Consider the following 23,496-nt stretch of genomic DNA (forward strand, 5'->3'; position numbering starts at 1 on the left):
ACAGGCTCCGGAACGGGCGCTTTAGCCGCCATATTCGCATGAAACGCAGTGTTTTACCCGCCCGTACTGGGAGGAGGTGCCACGTCAGGATCCCGCGGAGTAGGGAATTCGTCCGGCGACTCCGGAACGGGAGAAGTATCCGGGTCTTCCGGAGTGGGCCTGCCCTCAGGTGGCTCCCCCGGTCCGGGAGGCGTACCCGGCGACGGCCGCTCGGGTGTTTCACGCTCCGATCCCCGTCCTGGCAGTTCCTGCTCAGGCGTTGGTGTGCCATAGCCGCCGGCAGCGTCTTCAGGGTCAACGCGGTGTTCGTCCTGACTCATTTCTTCCTCCTTGGAAATCCTTTGAGGCCCCAAAAATTGTTCGAGGAATGCTGACAGTTCGACCGTAGTCCGGTGTAGTGTCAGCGTCCACCAATAGCTATCTGGAGGCGTACGAATGGTAGAGCCGGAGCAGGTTCCCAGGACCGGCAGGAACGAATCCATTGAAGAACGGATGGACCGCAACTGGATGGAGCTGATCCAGGAACTGCGGGTGCTCCAGACCGGCGTCCAGATCCTGGGCGGCTTCCTGCTGACCTTGCCCTTCCAAGCGCGCTTTGAGCACCTGGACGACTGGCAACGCGGACTCTACCTCTTCAATGTCATGGCAGCGGCCCTGACAACTGCTTTGATCCTTCTTCCGGTCAGCGTGCATCGCCGCCTTTTCCGCCGGGGACTCAAAGCCACTCTCGTCTCCAGCGCCGATGCCATCACCAAATGGGCCTTGGGCGGCGTAGCCATCCTGACTGTGGGTTCGGCCACGCTGGTCTTCGATGTCACCGCCGGCCGAACAGCAGCCCTGATTGCCGGTGGCTTCATCGTCCTGGTCCTGCTGCTACTCGTTGTGGGCATGCCCATATGGCTGCAGCGGCGGGCCCTGCAAAACGGGAACGGCAAGAGCGGAAATGCACCGTGAGCAAAAGGCACATCAATACGCGAAAGGAAGCGCACCATGCCTGGAAAGAAGAATTCGAGCCTGAAGGACCCGAAGCTATATGAAGAACTCCGCGACGAGGGCGCGTCCAAGGAAAAAGCGGCCCGCGTATCCAATGCTGCGGCCAAACAGGGACGCAAGGAAGTAGGCCGCAAGGGAGGCAAGTCCGGCGACTACGACGATTGGACCGTGGACAAACTGAGGTCCCGCGCCAAGGAACTCGGAATCAAGGGCTACTCCGGCAAGAAGAAGTCCGAGATCATTTCAATGCTGCGGAACCACTGATATTCAACAAGAAAACAGTCTAGGCCGTTCATCATCACCGGCCGACGCTGCTTCCTCATTAGTCGGTGAGCCGTATTAGTCGGTGAGCCGCGGGGCGGGCCGTAACCTTTTGAGCCAGGTTTCAGTCTGCGCAATGTGTGCTGCCATCGCAGTCGCAGCCAAAGTGGGGTTCCGCTGGGCAATCGCCTCCACGATCGCAGCGTGGCCGGCCGTGCTCCCCTCACGCACAGTGGTACCCTCATCGCCGTCGAAAATATGGAAGTGACCCCCGCGCGAACGGAAAAGGCGCACTAAGCCGGCCAGAGTGGCGTTACCACTTGCCCGGCAGATTTCCTCATGGAACTGCGAATCCAGTTCAGAATATTCGGAAGGGTCGTCCGTGCTTTCCATGCCGGCCACCAGTGCCGTCAGGGTAGCCAAGGCGGCAGGTGTTGCATTTGCCGCGGCTGCGGACGCAGCGTGCGACTCCATCAATCGTCGGATCTCGAAGAGCTCCAAAAGGCCGTCCAAAGGAAGCAAGTCGACCAGCAGCGCGAAGTTCTGAAGGATGACCGTGGGTTCCAAAGAGGAGATATAGGTCCCTGAACCGTGCCGCGACTCCATGATTCCGAGTGCTGACATGGCGCGGACAGCTTCCCGCAGGGAGCTCCGTGAGACTCCAAGCTGGGCGCACAGCTCCGCTTCGGGAGGGCATTTCTGCCCGGGCAGCAGTTCGCCGGAGGCGATCTTGTTTCGCAGGCCCTGCATGGCCGTTTCTACTGCACTCAATTAGCCGCCTCCTCCAGACCCGGTCCACGCTACAGCACCTGCGCAGGTGCGTAGTGATATGACATCTTGTCAGACTTCACATCGCAAGACATCTTATCTCTTGCTGCCATTCGTGGCTGTTTTGCGTCTGCATTCGCAGATTTGCGGAAAGTCATCTTATGTCTTTGGAAAGTTGTCTGTTGTCTTGGCGGAATGTGTGAGGTAACTTACAGACAGTCCCGCCTCTCCGAGCAAGAAGGCCTCTGTGTACACAGCCAGCAACCTCACGGCTCCCCGTCCCATGATGACCCCGGACGGCGAGCCTTCCTCCTTCGACTGGAGCCTCACTCCCACCAAGGTCCACCTGAATCACGGCTCATATGGTTCCGTTCCCCGCGCGGCGCAGGACTTCCAGCTGGAGCTCAAGGCCCGCATGGAAGCAAACCCTTGTACGTGGTTCATGGGGCAGTACAACGCGGTGGCGGCAGCGCGTACGGAAGTTGCCGCATTCCTCGGAGTCGATGCCGCGCATATGGCACTGGTCCAGAATGCCAGCGCCGGGGTCAGTGCCGTTTATAACTCACTGGAGTTTGCACCTGGCTCAGAAATCGTGATGACGAACCACGCCTACGGAGCCGTACTGCACGGGGCTTACCGGGTGGCCCGGAGATACGGCGCTCGGGTCCGAATCGCGGAAGTGCCGCTGGATGCGGATGCCGTGACCGCAATCGCCCTTGTCATGGCAGAAGTCAGCAACAAGACGGCCCTCATCGTGGTGGACCAAATCACCTCGGCAACAGCCCGGGCATTTCCCGTAGAGGCCATCGCCGAGGCAGCATCTGCCATGGGCATTCCCGTGCTCGTGGACGGAGCGCATGCGCCGGGGATCCTGGAATCGCCCGTGCCCGACTTTGACGGGTTCTGGGTTGGCAATCTGCACAAGTTTGCTTGCGCTCCGAGGGGTACGGCCGCCCTCGTAGCCCGTGGTGCACACGCCAGCAAGCTAACCCCGCTCATTGACTCGTGGGGCTTTCCCCACAGCTTCCCGGAGAACTTCGACCACGTCGGAACCCAGGATGTTACGTCCTGGATGGCCGCACGCACGTCGTTCGACACCATCGCGCAACGGTACGGCTGGGGAACTTTTCGCAGCTACGCCAATGCCCTTTGCGACTACGGCGAGTCCCTTATTGGCCATGCCTTTGCCGACTTCACAGGGCAGGACCACACAGTAGACGTCGGCATGCCGGTTGGGCCGCTGCGCTTGATCCGCTTGCCGCATGGCCTTGCCACTTCGCACGAGGATTCGCACACTGTGCGGGCTTTCATCTCGGACGAGCTGGACATCGAAACAGCGGTGACCACCTATGACGGTGAGGGCTTCCTGCGACTTTCCGCCCACCTCTATAACTCGCCCACGGACTTCGAGATTTTCGCCGCGAAAGCCGTACCTGAACTTGTGCGGCTCGCCCGATCCCTCTAGACAGCACCACCTGCGCCGCGCAACCGGCGCATGGATTGCCCACCTCAACCAAATAAACGGAGGACCCACGTGAAATCCAGAATAATGGCGTCTGCGGCAGCAGGCCTGGCGGCTGTTCTTGCACTTGCCGGATGCGGCGGCGGCCAGAATGCTGCCGATGGCAAAGTCACCTTGAAGATGGTGGAGAGCCTGACCAATCCCACCAGGACAGAAACCCTGAAGAAGCTGATTTCAGGCTTCGAGCGTGAAAACCCGGACATCAAAGTCGACCTCATTTCGCCTCCCACCGATCAGGCTGATCAGAAGATCCAACAGATGCTCCAGTCCGGCAAGGGGATCGACGTCGTGGAAGCGCGTGACATCACGGTGGGATCCTTCGGAGCCAACAATTGGCTCTATGACATGACCAAGGACCTGGACGGCTGGGATGGCTGGAACAACCTGACGGAAAACGCGGTCACGTACTCCAAGCAGAACGGCAAAACCTACTACATCCCTTACGGCTTCTACGGTCTTTCCCTGTTCTACCGCTCCGACCTCGTCAAGGACGCCGGGTTCGACGGTCCTCCCAGCAGCTGGTCAGAGATGGTGGAACAGGCCGCAGCCCTGAACAAGCCATCGGAGAACAAGTTCGGATATGCGTTCCGCGGGGGCACCAATGCAAACTCCAACGCCGTGGCCATCATTGAGGCCTATGTAGCTGACGAGATCGACCGTGAGAACGCCTTCAAGCTCACGAGTGGCAAAACGATCTTCTCGTCCCCCAAGGCCCAGGAGGCGATGGACCTCTACATCGACCTCTTCAAGAAGGGATCACCGCCGTCGTCCGTGGCATGGGGCTACCCGGAGATGGTCCAGGGCTTCAGCAACGGCTCCACTGCCTTCCTGCTGCAGGACCCGGAGGTCATCGCCACGGTCAAGGAATCGCAGTCCATCAAGGAAGACCAGTGGAACGTTGCTCCCCTGCTGGTGGGCCCGGACGGCAAAGCAGTGCAGCCCGTAGCCTCCGCTGGCTGGGGTATCGCGGAGTCGTCAAAATCCAAGCCGGAGGCAGTCAAGCTCATCAAGTACTTGGCGCAGGGAGACGCCGCCACCACCTTCAGCAAGGACAACAGCCTCGTCCCCATCCTGAAATCCGCAGCACAAGACAGCTTCTACAGCACCGGTCCCTGGGCTGCCTACGTCAAGATGACCGAGAACCCGGACACGTACGTTTCCGCGATCCAACCCCGCAGTGTGTCGTGGTGGACGGAATGGATCAAGAAGTCCGACGGCGAACTGCAGCGGGTGCTCACGGGGCAGATGTCCACGGCCGAGCTGCTGGCAAGCTGGGACACGTATTGGACCGAAAAGATGAAGGGATAGCTTCCGGTGAGTCTCGACGTCAAGCGGGCCACACCCCCACCATTGGGTCGGAAGACCGAAAAGCCGGATCCCAGTAATCGAACTCTGTCCAAACGACGGTTCAGCGCCCGTACGGCTTTTACCTTGCTGGCCTTCCTGGCACCGGCCGCCTTGTTCGTAGGGGTATTCACGTACTACCCCATGATCTCCGGGAGCCAGATGGCGTTCCGGAACTGGAACCTGAACGACCTTTCGGACACATCCTGGGTTGGTTTTGCCAATTTCCAGAGCCTGTTCGATGCTCCTGAATTCGGGACAATCGTCCGGAACACTGTGGTGTGGGTTGTTGGCTCGCTGGTTCCCCAAGTGGTGATTGGTTTCGCGGTGGCGCTGTTCCTGAAGCGCCGGTTCAGGATGCGTGGAGCCTACCAGGCGATGATCTTCTTCCCGTGGGCTGTATCCGGCTTCCTCATCGGGATGCTTTTCCGGTGGATGTTCAATGCCGAATTTGGAGTGGTCAATGACCTGTTGATGAAGGCGGGGCTCATTAGCTCGCCCATTCCGTGGCTGTCCGATCCCGGCTTCGCCATGACGGCAATCATCATTGCCAACATCTGGTACGGCGTCACGTTCTTTGCCATCATGATCCTCGCCGCCCTGCAGTCGGTGTCCGACGAAATGTACGAGGCCGCTGCCTTGGATGGCGCCGGAAAGGTAAGGACGTTCTTAAGTATCACGCTGCCGAGCATCGCAACTACTTTGGCACTTACCATCCTTTTGCGAGTGATCTGGATCTTCAACTTTCCGGACATCATCTTTGCCATGGCCGGCGGTGGACCGGCCGATCAAACCCACATCATCACCACCTACATGATCAAAATTACGCAGGAGGGTGACTACGGAAAAGCGTCCGCGCTCGGCTTGATCGTGGTGCTCACCCTGATGCTGTTCGCTGCCTTCTATCTCATGGCTGTCCGCTTTCGAAAGGGAGCCCGATGATCAACACTCCGACGCTCGCAGGCAGGATTTCCAAGGTTGTTTTCCTGGGGTTGTGCCTGGTCGCCACCGTTTTCCCGTTGTACTGGATCGTGGTGACGTCCCTGAAGGAGCCGGGGGCCATCTATTCGCTGCCACTGGATTACTGGCCGCGGCAATTGTCCTTGGACAACTACATCGGGCTCTTCACGAAGTCCGACTTTGGCCAGTACATGCTCAACAGCCTCGTGGTTGCGCTGGTGGCCGCCTCGGTGGCAACACTGATTTCGCTGCTCTCCGCTTACGTTCTGGCGCGGTTCCATTTCTCCGGACGCGGTGCCGTGCTGGGGGCGTTCCTGGTGACGCAGATGATTCCCGGATTTATTGCACTGGGTCCCCTCTACCTCATGATGACCGACTTCGGACTCGTGGATTCCAAGACCGGGCTGATCCTGATCTATATCGCGATCTGCATTCCGTTCTGCACCATCATGCTCCGTGGCTTTTTCGAGAATGTTCCTGACGCGTTGGAGGAAGCCGCCATGATTGATGGCTGCTCCAGGCTGAGTGCACTCTTCAAGGTCATTGTTCCCGTGATGCTGCCCGGCATCGCAGCGAGTTTCGTCTTCAACTTCGTCAATTGCTGGAATGAATTGTTCTTGTCGGTGACCCTGATGAACAGCGACAGCAACAAGACCATTCCGACGGCATTGGCCGGCTTTATCTCCAGTTTCAACATTGACTGGGGTTCCATGTCGGCCGCTGCGGTTCTGACGGTGGTTCCAACACTGGTGATCTTCGCCTTCGCCAGTAAGTTCATCGTTCAGGGACTCACGGCGGGTTCAGTCAAAGGCTGACGCAAACGCACCAGGGTCTAGGTCGCAGCAGTGCGCGTTTGGGGCGCCCTAAACGCGCTTAAATGCGACCCAGTTGGGAGCCCGACGCCGGGTCACGCCTTTTTCTTGGCCCGCGTCTTTGGCTTGCTGGCAGTTTTGCTGGCTGCAGCGTCATCGTCGGCCGCTTTTTCCTTGCCGCGCTTCTTGTCCAGGCTCCGTTTCAGCGCCTCCATGAGATCGATGACGTCGCCGCCTTCCCCTTCGCCTTCCGTGACGCCGAACGTGGCCTCCGTATCGAGCGCTTCGCCCTTTTCGAGCTTGGCCTCGATCAACGTTCGGAGCTGCACCTGGTAGTCGTCGGTGTATTCTTCGGGGTCGAAGTCGTGGGCCATGGAATCCACCAGGGCGGAGGACATTTCCAGTTCCTTATCGGAGATCTTGATGTCCGTCTCAAGCGAGGGGAACTTGGCCTCCCGGACTTCATCGCCCCAGAGCAGTGCCTGCAGAAGGAGTACGTCGCCGCGTACGCGCAGGGCTCCGAGCCGTGTCTTCTGCCGCAGGGCGTACTGGACAATTGCAATCCTGTCCGTGTCCTCAAGTGTCTGCCGCAGCAACATATAGGCTTTGGGGGATTTGGAATCCGGCTCCAGGAAATAGCTGCGCTCGTACATGATCGGGTCCAGTTGCTCGGCAGGGATGAATTCCACTACCTCAATTTCGCGGCTGTTCTCTTCCGGCAAGGACTTCAATTCCGCCGCGGTGAGAACAACTGTGCGGCCTTCCTCTTCGTAGGCCTTGTCGATATCTTCGTAAGCAACAACTTCGCCGCAAATTTCACACTTCCGCTGGTACCGGATGCGTCCCCCGTCCTTATTGTGGACTTGGTGAAGGCCAATATCGTGGTCCTCCGTGGCGCTGTAAAGCTTCACTGGTACGTTGACCAGACCGAACGCGATAGATCCCTTCCATATGGCCCTCATGCACCCAGTCAACAGCACAAGACAGCAGAGGAGAAGAGGTGGCAGGCAAGCAACAGGAGCGGGTGAACGTGGAAGGCCACGAGCTGACCCTCACCAACCTGGGCAAGATCATCTACCCCGAGACCGGGACAACCAAGGCCGAAGTCCTGGAATACTATGCCGCAGTCGCGCCTTTCCTCATTCCTGCCGCCGCCAACAGGCCCGTCACACGCAAGCGCTGGGTCAACGGGGTGGGCACTGCCGAGCACCCCGGACAGGTGTTCTTTCAGAAGAACCTCGAAGACTCCGCGCCCAAGTGGATCCCCCGCACGGCCATCCAGCACTCGGACCACACCAACGTCTACCCCATGGTCAACAACCTCGCCACGCTCACATGGATGGCACAGATAGCATCCCTGGAGATCCACGTCCCGCAATGGCAGGTTGACGCCGAGGGTAATCCGCTCCGGCCCGACCGCTTCGTCCTGGATCTTGACCCCGGTCCCGGCGCAGGCCTGCCTGAGTGCGTTGAAGTGGCCAAGCTTGCCCGCTCCATCCTGCAGGACATGGGCATGGAACCGGTGCCAGTGACCAGCGGCAGCAAAGGAATCCACCTTTATACCGGGCTGGAGGGGACCCTGAAGTCCGAGCAAGTATCGTCCTTCGCCCATGAGCTGGCGCGTGCCCTTGAGTCCGACCATCCCGAGCTGGTGGTCAGCGACATGAAGAAATCCCTCCGCCACGGCAAAGTGTTGGTGGACTGGAGCCAGAACAGCGGGAACAAGACCACCATCGTCCCTTACTCACTCCGCGGTAAAGCCCATCCAACGGTCGCGGCGCCGCGCACGTGGCGCGAACTCTCCTCGAGCACCCTGGACCATCTTGATTACACGGCGGTGATGAAGCGGGTCAAGACCGGCAAGGACCACTTCGCCCCTATCTCGTCACGGCACCTCCCGCCGCACGGAGAGTATACGGATGATGACGACGGCGCTGGAGCCCGCAGCGGTTCGGCAACCCACAGCGGTTCGGGCGGTTCCCGCGAGCGCGTGGTGACCGTGGAGAACCGTCTCGCCAAATATGTGGGGATGCGCGATCCGGAGAAGACCCCGGAGCCGTTCCCGGCGTCGTCGGCTGCTTCTGCCTCGGCGACGCCGGGAGGATCTTCCTCTGACCAGCCGAAGCCCGGCGACCCTGCACCGCCCGGCGGGATCTTCGTCATCCAGGAGCACCATGCCCGCCGCTACCACCTGGATCTGCGGCTGGAGCACAACGGCGTACTTGCGTCGTGGGCTTTGCCGCGCGGCGTTCCGGAGACGCCCGACCGGAACAACCTTGCCGTGCATACGGAAGACCATCCGATGGAATACGCGGACTTCGCTGGCGTCATTCCCAAAGGTGAATATGGTGCAGGGACCATGACTATTTGGGACCGTGGCGAGTACACGTGCGAGAAATGGCGGGACGGCAAGGAAGTGATCGCATCGCTAACGGGCCAGCCAGGAGGTGGACTGCACGGGACCAAACGTCTGGCACTGATCAATACGGGCGACCGTTGGCTGATCCACTTGATGAAGGAGCAACCCGGAGGACGGCTTCGGAAGGGCACTGCCAGTCCTCCCAACAAGGTCGCCCCCGTCGCGGCATCGAGCCCAGCCGCTCCCCAGCCAATGCCGAACTACACTCCCATGCTTGCCACGTCGGGCACCGTCGCCGACCTTCGCGGCGAGGACTGGCTGTACGAACTGAAATGGGACGGAATCCGCGCCATCATCACCGGCACCGAGGGCAGGATCCGTCTCATGAGCCGCAACGGCAACGATCTCACTGCCACCTACCCCGAACTAACAGACCGATCATGCTGGCCCGACGGCGATTTCGTGGCCGACGGTGAAATCGTGGCACTTGGAAAGGGTTCGCGGCCTGATTTTGGCCGTCTGCAGCTCCGGATGAACCTGGTGAAGACCGCTGACATCGAACGAGCCCGCGCTTCGGTCCCGGTGCAGCTGATGCTGTTCGACCTTCTGTACGACGGCGGGACGGATCTGAGCGGGCTTCCTTTCCGTGAGCGTCGGGAGCGGCTTGCGGCGTTTGCCGGGGGCTTGCGCACGGGCTGCCCGCTTCACCTTTCGGCGGTGTTGGACCACGACGTCGACGACCTCATGGCAAGCGCGGCTGAACTCGGCTTGGAAGGGGTGATGGCGAAGAAGGCAGATAGCCGCTACGTGGTAGGCAGGCGCAGCCGCTCGTGGATCAAACTCAAGCTGGAGCAGAGCCAGGAAGTGGTTGTTGGTGGCTGGCGACCCGGCGCAGGTGCCCGGAATGGAACCTTTGGCTCGTTGCTGTTGGGCATTCCGCAGGGCGGGAAGTTGCATTACGTGGGCCGGGTGGGCACCGGGTTCAAGGAGTGGCAGCTGAGGGATGTCATGGAGAAACTGGAGCCCCGCCTGATACCCGATTCCCCGTTCGCCGATATCCCGCGCGAGGATGCTGCAGGTGCCCGTTGGGTAGATCCGGAGCTGGTAGCCGAAGTGACCTTCGGAGAATGGACCGGCCCGGGCAGGCTACGACATCCCGTGTGGCGTGGGTGGCGTCCTGACAAGTCCCCGGAAGACGTAAGCCCGCCCAACTAGGTCGCACTTGAGCGCGTTTTGAGAGCCCTAAACGCGCTGTGCTGCTACCTAGTTGGGCTGGCTGGGTTGGGTCAGGAGGAGTGCGGCATCTGCGGGCGGCTGGTCCGGTGGATCGCCGTCACGGCTGCACCCTGGCCCACTCGTCCGTGGGCTTGTTCGCGGTCCTTCGGGTGCCGGCGTTTGCCGCTACCGTCCGGCCAGTGCTGCTCCTGGTCCAAACCCAGGGTTACATCGATGGTTGCCGGCTCAGGCATGGGAGCCATGTCCATGGCCTCCACCAAGTGGCTGGCAACCTCGGGATCGATGTTTTCACCTTGATGCTTTGCAGTCATGGTTCTTCCTTTCCACAGTGAAACGAAGGAATTTCAATACTAGGTGGGCCGTCGATGGTTGTCTGCAGGATTTATCTGCAACCGGGAATCACCAACGGACCTTCTTTTCCGTCTTCGCCTGCTTGCCGCTGGTGGACGTGGGCTTATGGCCCTTGCCCGTGCTTTGCCAGCCAGCAGGAGCGCCGCCGCCGGACTTGCTGGCCAGCATTGCCTTCTGGGCATCGGTCAGTTTGGACTTGATGCCGCCGGAGGCGGACTTCGGACTTCCCGATGCCGCGGGATCAGGGGTGTTGTTTTCGGAAGGATTGGCAGTCATAAAAGTGGACTCCTCTTCAGGTGTGAGTCCTGGAGAAGCACCAAAACCATGGCGTTGCGGTTCGAGAAAATAGCGTCGACAACGGGAACGGCATGGAGGCAGGGCCTCAACAGGCGTGGATTTTTGTCAGGTGAAACTCGGCCGTGCCGCTGCGGGCAGATGCCGGTCTACTCAAAAATCAGTGTTCCCATGCGTCATACCCTAACCAAGAATCGCCGCTTTTGTGAACCCCTCGGCTAGCATGGCACCCGTGACCTGGAGAATGTCCGTCGCCACCACCCTGCGCGATGCCGGATGCGTCTTCGCGGAGGACGAAGCGCAACTCCTCATTGAGGCCGCCACGAGTCCGGACCATTTGGACTACATGGTGGACCAGCGCGTCAGGGGAATGCCCTTGGAACACATCCTCGGTTGGGTGGACTTCTGCGGGAGCCGCATGGTTGTTGAACCCGGCGTATTCGTTCCACGGCGTCGCACGGAGTTCCTGGTGCGCCAGGCGGCGAAAATCGCACCGCCGGGTGGCGTCGTCGTCGATCTTTGCTGTGGCTCGGGGGCGATCGGTGCGGCACTCAGCGATCTTCTGGGGAGCTGCGAGCTGTACGCCGCTGACATTGATCCGGCCGCGGTGGGCTGCGCGCGCAAGAACGTGGAGCCCCGTGGCGGGCGCGTTTTCCAAGGCGATCTATACGACGCCCTCCCCCTCGAGCTCCGGGGACGTGTGGACGTGGTGCTCGCCAATGCGCCGTACGTCCCCACGGGTTCCATCGGAATGATGCCGCCTGAGGCGCGCTTCCACGAACCGATGATGGCGCTCGACGGCGGTACTGACGGTTTGGATGTCCAGCGCCGGGTTGCGCGGCACGCTGCTGAGTGGTTGTTGCCTGGAGGTTGCCTCCTGATTGAAACCTCGGAAGACCAGGCGTCCGAAACTGCCAGGATCATGGAGGCGGGCGGGCTGGGTGCACGGGTGCTCGTTGACAAGGAATTGGATGCAACGCTGGTGCTTGGAACCGCTCCTGCGCCCGGAGGCAATCCGTAAGCTTTTGCGTCCCATTACGCCTCATCTGGTGGGCTTGGCTAAACAATTTGGTAACAACGTGCCCGGGAGGGCAAAAATGGCCCGTCTTCCGCGCCGTTGCAGGGCAAAAGCAGGTAATGAGATGCAACACAGCTAGGCAATTTGCATCCCAAAACGGCCCAAAAATCGGATCTCAACTGGGGTTTGGGCGGCAAACCCCGTAAAATTGAACACCTGCCCAGAGCGGGGCAGCAGAAGTCGCAAGCAAATGACCTCCCTAGGAGAAGCCCAAATGCCCATAGACCAAAGCAAGATCGTCTCTCCGGATGGCGCAAGGAACGTCATCGGAAACACGGAAGCAGCCCACACCCCGGCCGCCTCCAACACTGTTAAGAACGCTAAGAAAACGAAGATCCGCACGAAGCGCCGGTTGAAGGAATCCGACGTGAACGTTGTGGACCAACCGATGCTGAAGAAAGCACTCGGCGGCACGATCGTCGGCAACACCATGGAATGGTACGACGTCGGCGTGTTCGGCTACCTCATCACCACCATGGGCCCCGTCTTCCTTCCGGAAGCGGACAAGTCCGTCCAGACTCTCTTCCTTCTCGGCACCTTCGCCGCAACCTTTATCGCCCGCCCGCTTGGCGGCGTCGTCTTTGGTTGGCTCGGCGACAAAGTGGGCCGCCAGAAGGTGCTCGCAGCAACACTGATGCTGATGGCGGCAAGCACTTTCGCCGTCGGGCTTTTGCCCGGCTATGCGCAGATCGGCATCTGGGCCGCCGCGCTGCTGGTAATCCTCAAGCTCGTCCAGGGCTTCTCCACCGGCGGTGAATACGCCGGTGCCACAACCTTCGTGAGCGAATATGCCCCGGACAAGCGCCGCGGCTTCTTCGCCAGCTTCCTGGACATGGGCAGCTACATCGGCTTCGCCCTCGGCGCCGCGCTGGTTTCAGTCCTGCAGCTCACGCTCGGACAGGCAGCCATGGAGGAATGGGGCTGGAGGCTTCCGTTCCTGATCGCCGGCCCCCTCGGCCTGATCGCTGTGTACTTCCGTAGCAAGATCGAGGAATCCCCGCAGTTCCAGGCCACCCTGGACGCCCAGGAAGCCATCGCCAAGGACGCCGCGGCACAAGATGCCAACGTCGCCAAGGGCCCGGTTGGCATCATCAAGGCCTACTGGCGCCAGATCGTGCTGGCCATGATCCTCGCAGCGGCGGCCAACACTGTTGGCTACGCCCTGACCTCATACATGCCTACATACCTCACGGATTCCAAGGGCTACGATCCCGTTCATGGCACCCTGTTGACCATCCCGGTCCTGGTGATCATGGCACTGTGTATCCCGCTTACCGGTAAGTTGTCCGACCGCATCGGCCGCCGTCCAGTGCTGTGGATCGGTGCCGGCAGCACCATCGTGTTCTCCGTTCCCGCCTTCATGCTGATCGGCATCGGCGATATCTGGTCGACACTGGCAGGCCTTGCCCTGATCGCATTCCCTGTGACGTTCTACATCGCCAACCTGGCCTCGGCCCTCCCGGCACTGTTTCCGACGTCCAGCCGCTACGGCGGAATGGGTATCGCCTACAACTTCTCCGTGGCCATCTTCGGAGGAACCACCCCGTTCATCGTGCAGGGCCTCATTGAGGGCACCGGCGACGACATGATGCCTGCCTACTACTTGATGGCAACGTCCATCGTGGGTGCGATCGCCATCTACTTCCTGCGTGAATCAGCCCAACGTCCGCTGCCCGGATCCATGCCCAGCGTGGACACTACGGCCGAGGCCCGCGAACTCGTAGCAACACAGGACACCAACCCGCTCATCAACCTGGACGAGATGCCGTTCGACGGCCAGCCAATTGATGATGAAGTGTTCGGCCGCCGGGACAAGGATCTGGCTCCCGCCTAGGGAACACTTGCCTGCAACTTCTGAGCAGTGCTTTCCGATAGTTCGCGGCCCCGCCGCCCACAGTAGCCACCAACGCCAAGGCGCTCTCCTTGGGTAGGTGGCTGCTGCTGTTCATGGCGCGTTCATGCCCCTAATCCCGTTCCCAGACCGCTTTCGCGTTGTTGCCCAACGACTTAAAAGCGGCCGGGCAACTTAATAGCGGCCCGCCAACGGAACTCCGAATCGGTCAGGATCCGAGCAACCGCTTAACAGCCTCGCCGATAATCCGCGCACCCTCCGGAAATCCGCCAGGATTGGGGCCGGCGTAATTGAGCCGTATGTACGGGCCCTCAGGTTCCGCCAGGAACCACTCCGTTCCGGCGGCAATGAGGACCCCGGCCGCTTCGCAATCCTTGGTGAGCTGATCGACGTCGAACCCGTCCGGCATCCGCAGCCACAGGTTCAAGCCACCTTTGGGGAGATGGCTGAGGTGCGCCTCTGGCACGTGATCGCGGAGGCTGGTGACCAACAGGTCGCGGCGCGACTGCAGCTGATGGCCCAGGCCTCGAAGGTGCGTTTGCCAGCCGGGCTGAGTGACGACGTCGAGCGCTGCAGCCTGGAGCAGCCCGCTGACGTACATCGACTCCGCGGCCTGCGCGCCCATGATGCGTTCCCGCGCGGGCCCACGGGCGATAATCGCTGCCACGCGGATGGACGGCGAGACGCTTTTGGTCAGCGAGCGGATGTAAACCACGTGGCCGGAATCGTCCCGGGCGGCGAGCGGGACGGACTGCGCGGTGATGCCAAAATCGTGGGCCCAGTCGTCCTCCACAAGGAAGGCGCCGTGCTGCCGCACAATCCGGAGGACCTCCTCGCACCGTTCGGGTGACCATTGGGCACCCGTGGGGTTGGCAAAGTTGGGCTGGGCGTAGAACATCCGGGCTCCTGATTCCTCGAAAGCCCTCCCGAGCTCCTCCGGATCCGGCCCCTCAGGACCGGACGGCACCGGAATGACCCGAACGCCGGCCTGGCCAGCGGCCAGCAGCGCCCCCCAATAGCTGGGCGACTCCACCAGCAGTGGCCGGCCGTGTCCCACCAGCCCGCGAAAAATTGAGCTAAGTCCGCTCTGGCTCCCGGGAAGCACGACGACGTCGCTCGGCTGGGGCGGCGTGACGCCAACCGGCGTTGAGGTGCTGAGCTCGTGGGCGAACCAGGATTGCAGTTCGGGAAGCCCCTGCGCGGGTGGCCGCGACAGTGCAGCGTCGCCGCGGGCGGCCCTGGTTAGCGCGGCCCGGACGAGCCGTTCAGGCAGGAGTTCCCGGTCCGGATAGCCGGAGTGGAATGCGATGACGTCGTTCGAAGCGCTGCGCATGGCGCCAGAATTAAGCAGACGCGGCGTTTGCGCGGCCCGGAGTGCCGCTGTCTGCCAGCCATAATCGGACGGCCTGGCGGTGCGGTATGCCCGCACGAAGGTGCCAACTCCGGGGCGGCTTTCTATAAGGCCTTGGGCAGTGAGGGTCCTCAACGCCTTCTGCACCGTCACCGGACTTGCCTGGTATTCGGCCACGAGTTGACGGGTGGATGGCAGTTTGGCTCCTGGCGCGGCCCCTGCGATCCATTCCTTTACTCGCGAGACAATCCGGGAACTGCTATCGTTATTCATGAGTCACAATAGTAGCGCTACTACACTTTCACGGCCAGTGGTATCCAGGCGGACGTCGACCGGCATCTGGTGGGGCCTTCTTGGCGTTGTCGCATTCTCGTTCACGGTGCCGTTCACCCGGGTTGCCGTTGAAGGCCTATCTCCGCTGTTCATTGGGGCAGGCAGGGCCGTTGTTGCGGCCATTCTTGCGGCACTGGCTTTGGGCCTGACCCGCCAACGCTTTCCGCAGGGCTTCCAGTGGGTTCGACTGATTGTGGTGGCCGGTGGCATCGTTGCGGGCTTCCCCTTGCTGACAACGTTCGCACTGACATCCACCACCGCAAGCCACGGAGCCATCGTCATCGCGCTACTGCCTGCGGCCACGGCAACGGTAGCGGTGATCCGGGGCCGTGAACGTCCGCGGCTCCTGTTCTGGGTCCTGACGGCCATAGGTGTTATCGCGGCGCTGATTTTCGCGCTGGTTCAGTCCGGCGGTTTCGGTCAGCTTCATTGGGCCGACCTGCTGCTCCTCGGCGCGGTGATTGCGGCAGCAATAGGCTACGCAGAAGGAGGTCTTCTGGCGCGCGAACTCGGCCCGTGGCAGACAATCTCGTGGGCGCTGGTTGTCGCCTCTCCTGTCATGCTGCTGCTGACCGTCCTTTCACTGGGATCGGGAGCGCCCTCTGCTACACCGGTTCAGTGGTTGTCCTTCGCTTACCTGGGAGTTGTGAGCATGTTCCTCGGATTCTTCGCCTGGTACCACGGCCTGGCGATCGGACCCATGGCACAGGTCAGCCAGATCCAACTGGTCCAACCGGTCATGACCATCGCGTGGGCAAGCCTGCTTTTGGGAGAGTCGATGACGTGGACCACCGCGGTTGGCGGGCTCGCCGTGATCCTCTGTGCAGGCGCCGCTGTCCGCGTAAGGCTCAACCCGCCGTCGAATCCCTGACGCTGCCACGCCAAGTCTCGTAGACTCGGCGCATGCCTGACGCAACTGTGGGTTCGATCCATCACCTTGAGATCTGGGTGCCGCACCTTGAACGAGCCCGGGAGGAGTGGGGCTGGCTCTTAGGCGAGCTTGGTTACAAGCCTTTCCAGGAGTGGCCCACTGGCTGCAGCTGGAAGCTCAATGGCACGTACGTGGTGGTGGAAGGCACGGATGCCATCACCGGAACGGCCCACCGGCGCACTGATCCCGGGCTCAATCATGTGGCCTTCCATGCCGGCACCCGGGAAAATGTGGACCGGATCCGCGCGCTCGGTGCCGACGCCGGCTGGTACGAGATGTTCGAGTCGAAGTACCCGCATGCCGGCGGTCCGGACCACTACGCGGCGTATTTGATCAACACTGACAGTTACGAAGTTGAGTTGGTGGCTGAATAGTAGCTACGTCGGCGGAACCACAGGACGCCACATGGCAACCCGAGGCCAACGCGTCAGCCCCAACTCAGCTTCGTGCTCCATGAGCCTGGCCAGCTCAGGACCCCAACTGCCGGCGTCGAGCGCTTGGAACCCCAACCGCCGATAGTACGGCGCATTCCACGGCACGTCGCGAAAGGTGCTCAGGGTCTGGCGCTGCATGCCATGCCCCCTTGCCCACACCCTTGCCGCATGCAGCAGTTCGCGGCCGAGTCCTTGATGCCCTTGGTCCGGGTGCACGCTAACCTGCTCCACGTGCGCGTTGCGATCAACAATGTCCGTCAATAGATACGCCAAGGGGTAGTCCAGCCCATCAACCCACACCCAGGCACGCCCGGCACCTACGTAGACGTTCATCTCGTCCAAGGAGAAGGGTTCGTCGTCCGCGATCTGATCCATGCCCAGTCCCCGAAAGGCTTCCCCCGCAGCCCGTTCGATGTCCTGCAAACGCGGGAGATCGTCTGTTCGAGCTAGCCGGATCACCGTTTATCCAGTGCGGGTGGTGCCTGTCCCACGAGAAACCCATTGCGGGTTTCGATCAAGTCCTGCAGGTATCTGGCCAGAACCAGCTTCTCCAGCAGGCGGCCCAGCGGCCCGAACGGGGCAGCGAACTCCACGGTGTCCACCATCAGCGTCCCGCTGCCGTCCTGCCGGAATTCATGGGTGTGGCGGAGGTACTTGAACGGGCCGCGCACCTGCTCGTCAGTGAACGACGCCGGTGCGTCCATATGCGTGATGCGGCTGGTCATGCGGAAACGGACTCCGAGGTGCCACGCCTGCCAGGTGACCTGCTCGCCTTCCGAGATCAGGCCTGTCGTGACGCCGTCTATGGCCTTTTCCCTGCTTTTGGTCATTGACCCCACATGGGCGTCGATGTTTCGGGAGAGGTCGAACAACTCCTGCGGTGACATGGCGGAGCGGGTTCGGCAGACGAAAGCTACGGGCATACCTTGATCTTCCCAGACTCTGCCGGGCAGCGCTCAGTGTTGCTGTTACCTTCCCACGAGGCCCATGTGTTGATCGTTGTAGCGGTTGCCCTGCACCCCGATCCGGCTGGCCATGGTATCCAGATCGGCAACTTCATCAGCGGAGAGCGCAACCTTGGTTGCGGCAGTATTTTCTTCAAGTCGTTCCCGACGCCGTGTGCCCGGGATCGGGACGATCCATGGCTGCTGCGCGAGAAGCCAAGCCAGCGCGATCTGACCGGGTGATGCACCTTTCGAGGCGGCGAGTTCGGCCACATGATCCACCAGGGCCTGGTTGGCCGCCCGGTTTTCAGCCGTGAATCGAGGGATAGTACCGCGGACGTCACCCGGCGAAAATTGGGTGGACGGATCCACAGTGCCCGTGAGGAATCCCTTGCCGAGTGGGCTGAACGGGACAAAGCCGATGCCGAGTTCCGCGAGGGCGGGCAGCACCTCCGGTTCCGGATCCCGTGTCCACAACGAATATTCACTCTGGACAGCGGTCACGGGAAAGACCGCGTGGGCCGCGCGAATAGTGCTGGCGGATGCCTCGGACAGGCCGAAGTGGCGTACTTTACCGACCTGGACCAGCTCACCCACAGCTCCCGCGACGTCCTCGATGGGCACGTTGGGATCAACACGGTGCTGATAAAAAAGGTCCAGGGTTTCCACCCCAAGCCTGCGGAGCGACTCGTCCGCCACCCGTTTGATCCGTTCAGGAGAACTGTCCAGCCCAACGGACTTGCCGTCTTCGATCCGCCAGCCGAATTTCGTGGCAATGACTACCTGGTCCTTGATAGGAGCAAGCGCCTCGCCGACGAGTTCCTCGTTGACGAACGGCCCGTACACCTCGGCCGTGTCAAAGAAATTGATTCCGATCTCCACTGCTTCGCGGAGCACCTTGATCATCGCCGCCCGGTCCCCCGGATTTGGGCCGTAGCTTTGGGACATGCCCATGCAGCCAAGCCCGATAGCGGAGACCTCCAGGCCTTGCCCAAGTGTCCGTGTGTGCATGATGCCTCCCTTTGCTTCGAATAACTCGATTGATCCAGTCAACAACCTTCCCAAGCCATTTGGGAGGCACTGACGTAAGGGGTACTGCCAGTGCCTTGCTACGGGTTGTGACCGGGCTTATGGCGGGCCAGCATGGCCTCCTGATACTTTTCGATACTGATAGTTCACCCATAGGCCTTGAATGATTGGTGGTGTTTTCCCTGCCCGCATTCATGGCACATGCCCGGGAGCTCCACAGGCTAGGGCCGCCAAACAACGACCGCCTGTCGGCGGTTCGGGTGGCCCTCAGTGTCGCAGTTCCAGGGCTGGTCCTGATTCTCGTGGGCCGTCCGGACCTCATGATGTATGCGGTGTTCGGCGCGCTCACCGGAATGTACGGACGCAACGAAACCCACCAACTGCGGCTCAAACACCAAGCCCAAGCCGCGCTTGTTCTGGTTGGCGGGCTCACGATCGGCACGCTTCTTTCCGTCAACCACATCCATTCCTGGTGGCTGGTGCTGGTGGCGACGCTCTTTGCCGGCGCAGGTTCCTTGTATGCAGACGCAGTGCGTCTCAAACCGATCGGGCCTTTCTTCGGCATCCTCGCCCTGGGGGCGTGCGCGTCGGTCCCCACCAGCGTTCCGTTCCTGACGGCGGTGCTGATCGGTGCAGCTTCGGCGGCGTTCTCGATTCTGGTCGGATTCGCTGGCTGGCTTCGGCACCGAAGGTGGGAGCCGGGCGCTGCCCGCGATGTCCCCGTCCTCCGCGGACCCTTACGGCAATCTGCCCTTGTTCATGCGGCCCGCTACACTCTCGCTGTCAGTGCTGCCGGCGCTTGTGGCGTTCTGAGTGGGAGCGGCCATCCGCATTGGGCCATGGCCGCAGCAGCCGTACCCTTGGCAGGTGCTGACCTCCCGAGCCGCGTTCACCGAGGCATCCACCGCATCGTGGGAACGTTCCTCGGGTTGGCGGTGGTCGCCGTCGTACTTTTCCCAAGTCCGTTGTCACCGCTGCAGTATTTCCCCGGCCATGCTGCCATCGTCCTGGCCATTGTGGTGGTCCTTTGCCAGTTCCCCACTGAGCTGTTCATGGCGCGCCACTATGGCTGGGCCATGGTGTTCTTCACGCCCGTGGTCCTGCTCATCGCCCAACTGGCGTCGCCCATGGATCCGGGTGTGCTGGTGATGGAGCGGGCGGTCGAGACGTTTGTCGGAGCGGTGGTTGGAATCGCGGTAGCGGTGCTGGTCAGGGCACCAGTGGTTGCGGCTCCTAGGGCTGCAGGGGCCGGCGCGGCGGGCCGGAGGTAAGCTTCGCCGGCAAGATACGCGCAAAGAAGCTAACCACTTTGTATCGACGCGTCGGGATGGAAACAGCCTTGCCCGCGGCGTTGTCCTCCAGCCCTTCCCGCACCACGCGCTCGGCGGTGAGCCACAGGAATCTCGGCGCCACGGACTTATCCATGCCCATGCGGTCGTGGAATTCTGTGTGCGTGAAACCAGGGCACACCGCTGTGACCTGCACGCCGGACTTCGCATATGCAATATTCGCCCAACGGCTGAACGTCACCTGCCAGGCTTTGGCCGCCGAGTAGGTGCCCCTGTTGGCGAAGGCTGCGACGCTGGCAACGTTGATGATCCGGCCCTTGCCACGTGCCAGCATGACTTCCAGCGCCGCGTGGCACAGCTCCATCGGTGTCTGAACGTGAAGGCGTACGTGCCGCTTTTCTTCCTCCACATCGTTCTGCTCGAACGACTTCAAGAGTCCGATTCCGGCGTTGTTGACCAGGACGTCGACGGGTCGCGCCGCGTCCCGCAAGCGGTCAGCCACCAAGGAAACCCCGACGTCGGTAGTCAGGTCGACGGACAGAACCTCCGCCGAGATACTAAAGTCGCGTTCGAACTCCTCAGCCTTTTCCTTGAGGCGTTCTTCATCGCGGGCTACCAGGACAAGGTGGTGTCCGGCTTCGGCGAGCTGGCGCGCGAATTCCGCACCGAGCCCGGCCGTGGCACCGGTGACCAGGGCGGTGAGTTCATTGGCTCGAGTCGTCATGCGCCTAGACTATGCGCTGAACGCTCCCGGCGCCCCTGTCTATTCGTCAAAAGGCCAGTGCTCTTCGCCAGAGGGCCCGTGCTCTTCGTCAGAGGGCCGCCTGCGTGGCTTGGTGGCGATGATGGCGAGGGCTATCGAACCGGTGATGCCGAGAATCCACCAGGGGAATCCGGGGTCTGTTGTAGTGGACGGCAGAGTGCGGGGTCCGTCAGCGCTGGTGGGGGCAGTGGTTCGTTCGCCCCGAACCAGAAGTCTGTGGCTGTTGATGCCTTTGGGGGTGCAGGTAATGAGTGTGAGGTAATCCTTGCCCTCGACTTTGCGCAGGGCCTCGGTTTGATCTGGCAGGACCGTGAGGATTTGGTCGACCTTGTAGTAGATGGTCTCGTCGAGCACGTTGATGCTGAAAACATCGCCTTCATGGACTTTGTCCAAGTCGTCGAAAAGGGTGGCATTGACGAATCCTGAGTGGGCACTTAAGACACTATGAGTGCCTTCGCCGCCCACTGGCAGCGCGGACCCGAAGAGGTGGCCCGCACCTTTGGAGAGAGTGTCCTCGTCCGTACCGTGGAAGATGGGCAAATCCGCGTGGATGGAGGGAATGCTGATGCGGCCCATCATTCCTCCAGGGCCCACAGCCAACATCTTCTTGTACGCCTCGGAGCCGGCACCAATGGTGGTTTGCTCGCCTGCTTCGTTCAGGGAGTAAGGGTCCCGGAGGGGTCCTGAAGGCAGTTCTTCATTGAACTCCCGGGCCTGGTCCAGGAGGGACTTCTTCGCGGAAGGGTTCATGGTCTGGACAGAGTCCACGTACCCGCTGATCTCGGTGGCATGGACGCGATCCGAGAACCAGGCTGCCGCCGTGGGATAAAGCAGGATCCCGACGCCCATCACCGCGACCACCACGATCAGGAGCCGTTGCCGGCTCCAGGGTCCGGTCAGATACCGGAGTCCACGACGGGTGCGGGTTGGGGCGTGTGTCATCAAGAATCCTGTAGCTGGGGTGAGTCGATTGGAACAGTGCAGCAGTTATGGAGACTGCAGAAGGGAATGCAAGTGGGGAAGAGCGCCTGGTTGGCGTTCTTCCCCACTTGGGGTTGCTGCGGGGGCCGCGGTAGCGGCCCCCACAGGTGTTGGTGTTGGTGTTAGTTGTTGCTGGTGCGGCGGTTGCGGACGAGCATCAGGGCTGCGCCGGCGACGAACAGGGCTCCTGCTGCGTAGAGGATGCCGGTTCCGACGCCACCGGTCAGCGGCAGTTCAAAGCCGCTGTTGGAGGGGATGTTCTTGACTTGCAGGTCGATCCCGACGCCGGTGGTGGTGCTGTTGATCAGGAAGGACACCGGCTCGGCGAGCAGTTCATAGCCTGCCGGGGCGGTGGTTTCCACGAGGTAGTAGGTGCGGTAGTCCGGGGTTCCGGGTGCCACGGCTGCGCCGTTGGCCCAGTCCGAGTAACGCAGGCCCGAGATCGTCAAGGTGCCGTCCGCGGCGACGGTGAAGACACTCTGGCCGTTGAGGTCTACCGGGTTCGTTCCGGCTTTCGCGTCGGCTTCGTTGGTGTAGACGGAGAACGCGGCACCGGCAAGGGCTGCACCGTTCTCGTTGACCTTCTGCAGGGTCATTTCTCCCCACTTGGTCACGACCGGGGGCGTGACGACCGGGCCGCCGGGCTGGCCCGGGGCGATGGTGAAGCTGGCAGCGTTGGGGTAAACGAGGGCTTCGTTTTCGATTTCACCGATGGTGTTGACCTTGGTGTTGACCATGACCTGCACGCGGGTGTCGGTGTGGGCTGCCAGTTTGGCCAGGCCGGCGGGGGTGAAGATGACCGAGACGGTGTTGTTCGCGGCGTCGAAGTTCACGGTGTAGTCCGTGCCCGCGGTCAGGGGTGTGCCGTCAACGAGGGTCGCGGACGCGCCGATGTAGGTCAGCTTCTGGTCCAGGACGTCCACGATCTTGTAGCCATCGATGACGGCTTCGTTCGGGATGTCACCGGTGATGGTGAAGTCGATCTGGTCCCCGAGCTTCACGTCCGGGGCGTCCGTGACGGTCTTTTCAGCACCGGCAACGGAGTTCTTCGGGTAGACGTGGACGTCGTAGATCCAGTTGTCGTTGTTATCCGGGTCCGTCAACGGAACGGAGACCAGGAACGGGGCCGAGGGTGTCACACCGGCCGGGTAGTTCGTTTCCGTCACCAGGTACAGGCCAACCGGCAAGGCGGTGAAAGCTGCGGTGCCGGCAGCGTCGGTGGTCTTCACCTGGGCAGCACCCAGGGTGTACCCGGCGCCGGTGATCGAACCGGCCGCGTTGGCCGGGGCGAAGACGCTGGAGAGGTTGTGCGCGGCGTCCCAGCCGGCGTTGGTGGACAGGTCAATGGTGTTGACCTGCTCGATGGTGAACTCGATACCGGCCAACGGTGTCAGGCCGGTGGTGTCCACGGACGTGCCGTTGTTCGGCAGGCCCGTCGGGGTGGAGGGACGTTCGAACTTGTGGACCGTGATGGAACCGGTCGTGTCCCCGTCAACCAGGGGCGCAGCCGAAGCCGGGGCCACGGAGAAGGACATCGCCAACACCGCCCCGGCGATCGTGGCGGCGGCGGTCTTCCAAAGCCGCCCGGTGTGGTGATTACTCACAGTGTTT

Annotated in this window: 24 protein-coding genes; 12 read left to right on the forward strand and 12 right to left on the reverse strand. The window is 61.6% G+C overall.

Annotated elements, in window-relative coordinates; genetic code table 11:
* Positions 1-53: 53 nt before the first annotated feature.
* Entirely contained in the window at positions 54-320 is a 267-nt protein-coding gene (locus AC6I97_RS00795; protein WP_497943807.1) for a hypothetical protein, read from the reverse strand.
* 115 nt (positions 321-435) lie between these two features.
* Here AC6I97_RS00795 and AC6I97_RS00800 point away from each other — a divergent pair, with 115 nt between their 5' ends.
* Positions 436-954 (forward strand): DUF6328 family protein, encoded by a 519-nt coding sequence (locus tag AC6I97_RS00800; protein ID WP_497943808.1) that lies wholly within the window; start codon positions 436-438, stop codon positions 952-954.
* A gap of 36 nt (positions 955-990) precedes the next feature.
* Positions 991-1,257, forward strand: coding sequence for a DUF7218 family protein (locus AC6I97_RS00805; RefSeq protein ID WP_497943809.1), 267 nt, complete (start codon positions 991-993; stop codon positions 1,255-1,257).
* 75 nt (positions 1,258-1,332) lie between these two features.
* Here AC6I97_RS00805 and AC6I97_RS00810 read toward each other — a convergent pair whose 3' ends face one another.
* Positions 1,333-2,025: a FadR/GntR family transcriptional regulator gene (locus AC6I97_RS00810; RefSeq protein ID WP_497943810.1), complete on the reverse strand. Its 693-nt coding sequence runs from the start codon at positions 2,023-2,025 to the stop codon at positions 1,333-1,335.
* 244 nt (positions 2,026-2,269) lie between these two features.
* Between AC6I97_RS00810 and AC6I97_RS00815 the strand changes: the two genes are divergently transcribed.
* The 4 genes from AC6I97_RS00815 to AC6I97_RS00830 all read left to right on the forward strand — a co-directional run bounded on the left by AC6I97_RS00815 (position 2,270) and on the right by AC6I97_RS00830 (position 6,663).
* Positions 2,270-3,487, forward strand: coding sequence for an aminotransferase class V-fold PLP-dependent enzyme (locus AC6I97_RS00815; RefSeq protein ID WP_497943811.1), 1,218 nt, complete (start codon positions 2,270-2,272; stop codon positions 3,485-3,487).
* Positions 3,488-3,556: 69 nt separating this feature from the next.
* Positions 3,557-4,852, forward strand: coding sequence for an ABC transporter substrate-binding protein (locus AC6I97_RS00820; RefSeq protein ID WP_497943812.1), 1,296 nt, complete (start codon positions 3,557-3,559; stop codon positions 4,850-4,852).
* Positions 4,853-4,858: 6 nt separating this feature from the next.
* The gene (locus tag AC6I97_RS00825; RefSeq protein ID WP_497943813.1) at positions 4,859-5,830 is read left to right on the forward strand and encodes a carbohydrate ABC transporter permease; all 972 of its coding nucleotides are present in this window, start codon (positions 4,859-4,861) and stop codon (positions 5,828-5,830) included.
* The gene (locus tag AC6I97_RS00830) at positions 5,827-6,663 is read left to right on the forward strand and encodes a carbohydrate ABC transporter permease (RefSeq protein ID WP_224166069.1); all 837 of its coding nucleotides are present in this window, start codon (positions 5,827-5,829) and stop codon (positions 6,661-6,663) included. The genes AC6I97_RS00825 and AC6I97_RS00830 overlap by 4 nt, the downstream gene beginning before the upstream one ends.
* A gap of 92 nt (positions 6,664-6,755) precedes the next feature.
* On the opposite strand, the gene ku is transcribed toward AC6I97_RS00830, so the two are convergent.
* Positions 6,756-7,622 carry a non-homologous end joining protein Ku gene (ku, locus tag AC6I97_RS00835; RefSeq protein ID WP_224094770.1) on the reverse strand — a complete coding sequence of 289 codons (867 nt, stop codon included), beginning with the start codon at positions 7,620-7,622 and terminating at the stop codon, positions 6,756-6,758.
* A gap of 38 nt (positions 7,623-7,660) precedes the next feature.
* On the opposite strand from ku, the gene AC6I97_RS00840 reads away from it, so the two are divergent.
* On the forward strand, positions 7,661-10,234 hold the full coding sequence (locus AC6I97_RS00840) for an ATP-dependent DNA ligase (protein WP_497943814.1): 2,574 nt from the start codon (positions 7,661-7,663) through the stop codon (positions 10,232-10,234).
* Positions 10,235-10,305: 71 nt separating this feature from the next.
* Here AC6I97_RS00840 and AC6I97_RS00845 read toward each other — a convergent pair whose 3' ends face one another.
* On the reverse strand, positions 10,306-10,566 hold the full coding sequence (locus AC6I97_RS00845) for a hypothetical protein (protein WP_497943815.1): 261 nt from the start codon (positions 10,564-10,566) through the stop codon (positions 10,306-10,308).
* An 88-nt stretch (positions 10,567-10,654) separates the two neighbouring features.
* Positions 10,655-10,882 (reverse strand): hypothetical protein, encoded by a 228-nt coding sequence (locus tag AC6I97_RS00850; RefSeq protein WP_497943816.1) that lies wholly within the window; start codon positions 10,880-10,882, stop codon positions 10,655-10,657.
* 241 nt (positions 10,883-11,123) lie between these two features.
* On the opposite strand from AC6I97_RS00850, the gene AC6I97_RS00855 reads away from it, so the two are divergent.
* A complete protein-coding gene (locus AC6I97_RS00855) occupies positions 11,124-11,921 on the forward strand; it encodes a putative protein N(5)-glutamine methyltransferase (RefSeq protein WP_497943817.1) in 798 nt (265 codons plus the stop codon).
* Positions 11,922-12,192: 271 nt separating this feature from the next.
* Positions 12,193-13,812 (forward strand): MFS transporter, encoded by a 1,620-nt coding sequence (locus AC6I97_RS00860; RefSeq protein WP_497943818.1) that lies wholly within the window; start codon positions 12,193-12,195, stop codon positions 13,810-13,812.
* A 226-nt stretch (positions 13,813-14,038) separates the two neighbouring features.
* Here the strand turns inward: AC6I97_RS00860 and AC6I97_RS00865 are convergent, their stop codons facing one another.
* On the reverse strand, positions 14,039-15,454 hold the full coding sequence (locus AC6I97_RS00865; RefSeq protein ID WP_497943819.1) for an aminotransferase-like domain-containing protein: 1,416 nt from the start codon (positions 15,452-15,454) through the stop codon (positions 14,039-14,041).
* Here AC6I97_RS00865 and AC6I97_RS00870 point away from each other — a divergent pair.
* Positions 15,453-16,385: a DMT family transporter gene (locus AC6I97_RS00870; protein ID WP_497943820.1), complete on the forward strand. Its 933-nt coding sequence runs from the start codon at positions 15,453-15,455 to the stop codon at positions 16,383-16,385. The two genes, AC6I97_RS00865 and AC6I97_RS00870, sit on opposite strands and share 2 nt — an antisense overlap.
* A gap of 32 nt (positions 16,386-16,417) precedes the next feature.
* Positions 16,418-16,819 carry a VOC family protein gene (locus AC6I97_RS00875; RefSeq protein ID WP_309929177.1) on the forward strand — a complete coding sequence of 134 codons (402 nt, stop codon included), beginning with the start codon at positions 16,418-16,420 and terminating at the stop codon, positions 16,817-16,819.
* A 3-nt stretch (positions 16,820-16,822) separates the two neighbouring features.
* Here the strand turns inward: AC6I97_RS00875 and AC6I97_RS00880 are convergent, their stop codons facing one another.
* From AC6I97_RS00880 to AC6I97_RS00890, 3 genes are all read right to left on the reverse strand, one after another.
* Positions 16,823-17,254: a GNAT family N-acetyltransferase gene (locus tag AC6I97_RS00880; protein WP_497943821.1), complete on the reverse strand. Its 432-nt coding sequence runs from the start codon at positions 17,252-17,254 to the stop codon at positions 16,823-16,825.
* Between the two features lie 80 nt (positions 17,255-17,334).
* Complete coding sequence (locus AC6I97_RS00885; protein WP_497943822.1) at positions 17,335-17,802, reverse strand: SRPBCC family protein; 468 nt, start codon at positions 17,800-17,802, stop codon at positions 17,335-17,337.
* 45 nt (positions 17,803-17,847) lie between these two features.
* Positions 17,848-18,834, reverse strand: coding sequence for an aldo/keto reductase (locus AC6I97_RS00890; RefSeq protein ID WP_497943823.1), 987 nt, complete (start codon positions 18,832-18,834; stop codon positions 17,848-17,850).
* A gap of 212 nt (positions 18,835-19,046) precedes the next feature.
* Between AC6I97_RS00890 and AC6I97_RS00895 the strand changes: the two genes are divergently transcribed.
* On the forward strand, positions 19,047-20,123 hold the full coding sequence (locus AC6I97_RS00895) for an FUSC family protein (protein ID WP_497946859.1): 1,077 nt from the start codon (positions 19,047-19,049) through the stop codon (positions 20,121-20,123).
* Here AC6I97_RS00895 and AC6I97_RS00900 read toward each other — a convergent pair.
* The 3 genes from AC6I97_RS00900 to AC6I97_RS00910 all read right to left on the reverse strand — a co-directional run bounded on the left by AC6I97_RS00900 (position 20,086) and on the right by AC6I97_RS00910 (position 23,489).
* Entirely contained in the window at positions 20,086-20,865 is a 780-nt protein-coding gene (locus tag AC6I97_RS00900; RefSeq protein WP_309929163.1) for an SDR family NAD(P)-dependent oxidoreductase, read from the reverse strand. The two genes, AC6I97_RS00895 and AC6I97_RS00900, sit on opposite strands and share 38 nt — an antisense overlap.
* Before the next feature lie 39 nt (positions 20,866-20,904).
* Positions 20,905-21,846: a class C sortase gene (locus AC6I97_RS00905; RefSeq protein WP_497943824.1), complete on the reverse strand. Its 942-nt coding sequence runs from the start codon at positions 21,844-21,846 to the stop codon at positions 20,905-20,907.
* Positions 21,847-22,007: 161 nt separating this feature from the next.
* Positions 22,008-23,489, reverse strand: coding sequence for a SpaH/EbpB family LPXTG-anchored major pilin (locus AC6I97_RS00910; RefSeq protein ID WP_497943825.1), 1,482 nt, complete (start codon positions 23,487-23,489; stop codon positions 22,008-22,010).
* Positions 23,490-23,496 lie beyond the last annotated feature (7 nt).

This window comes from Arthrobacter sp. TmtSoilC48 (assembly GCF_059739425.1).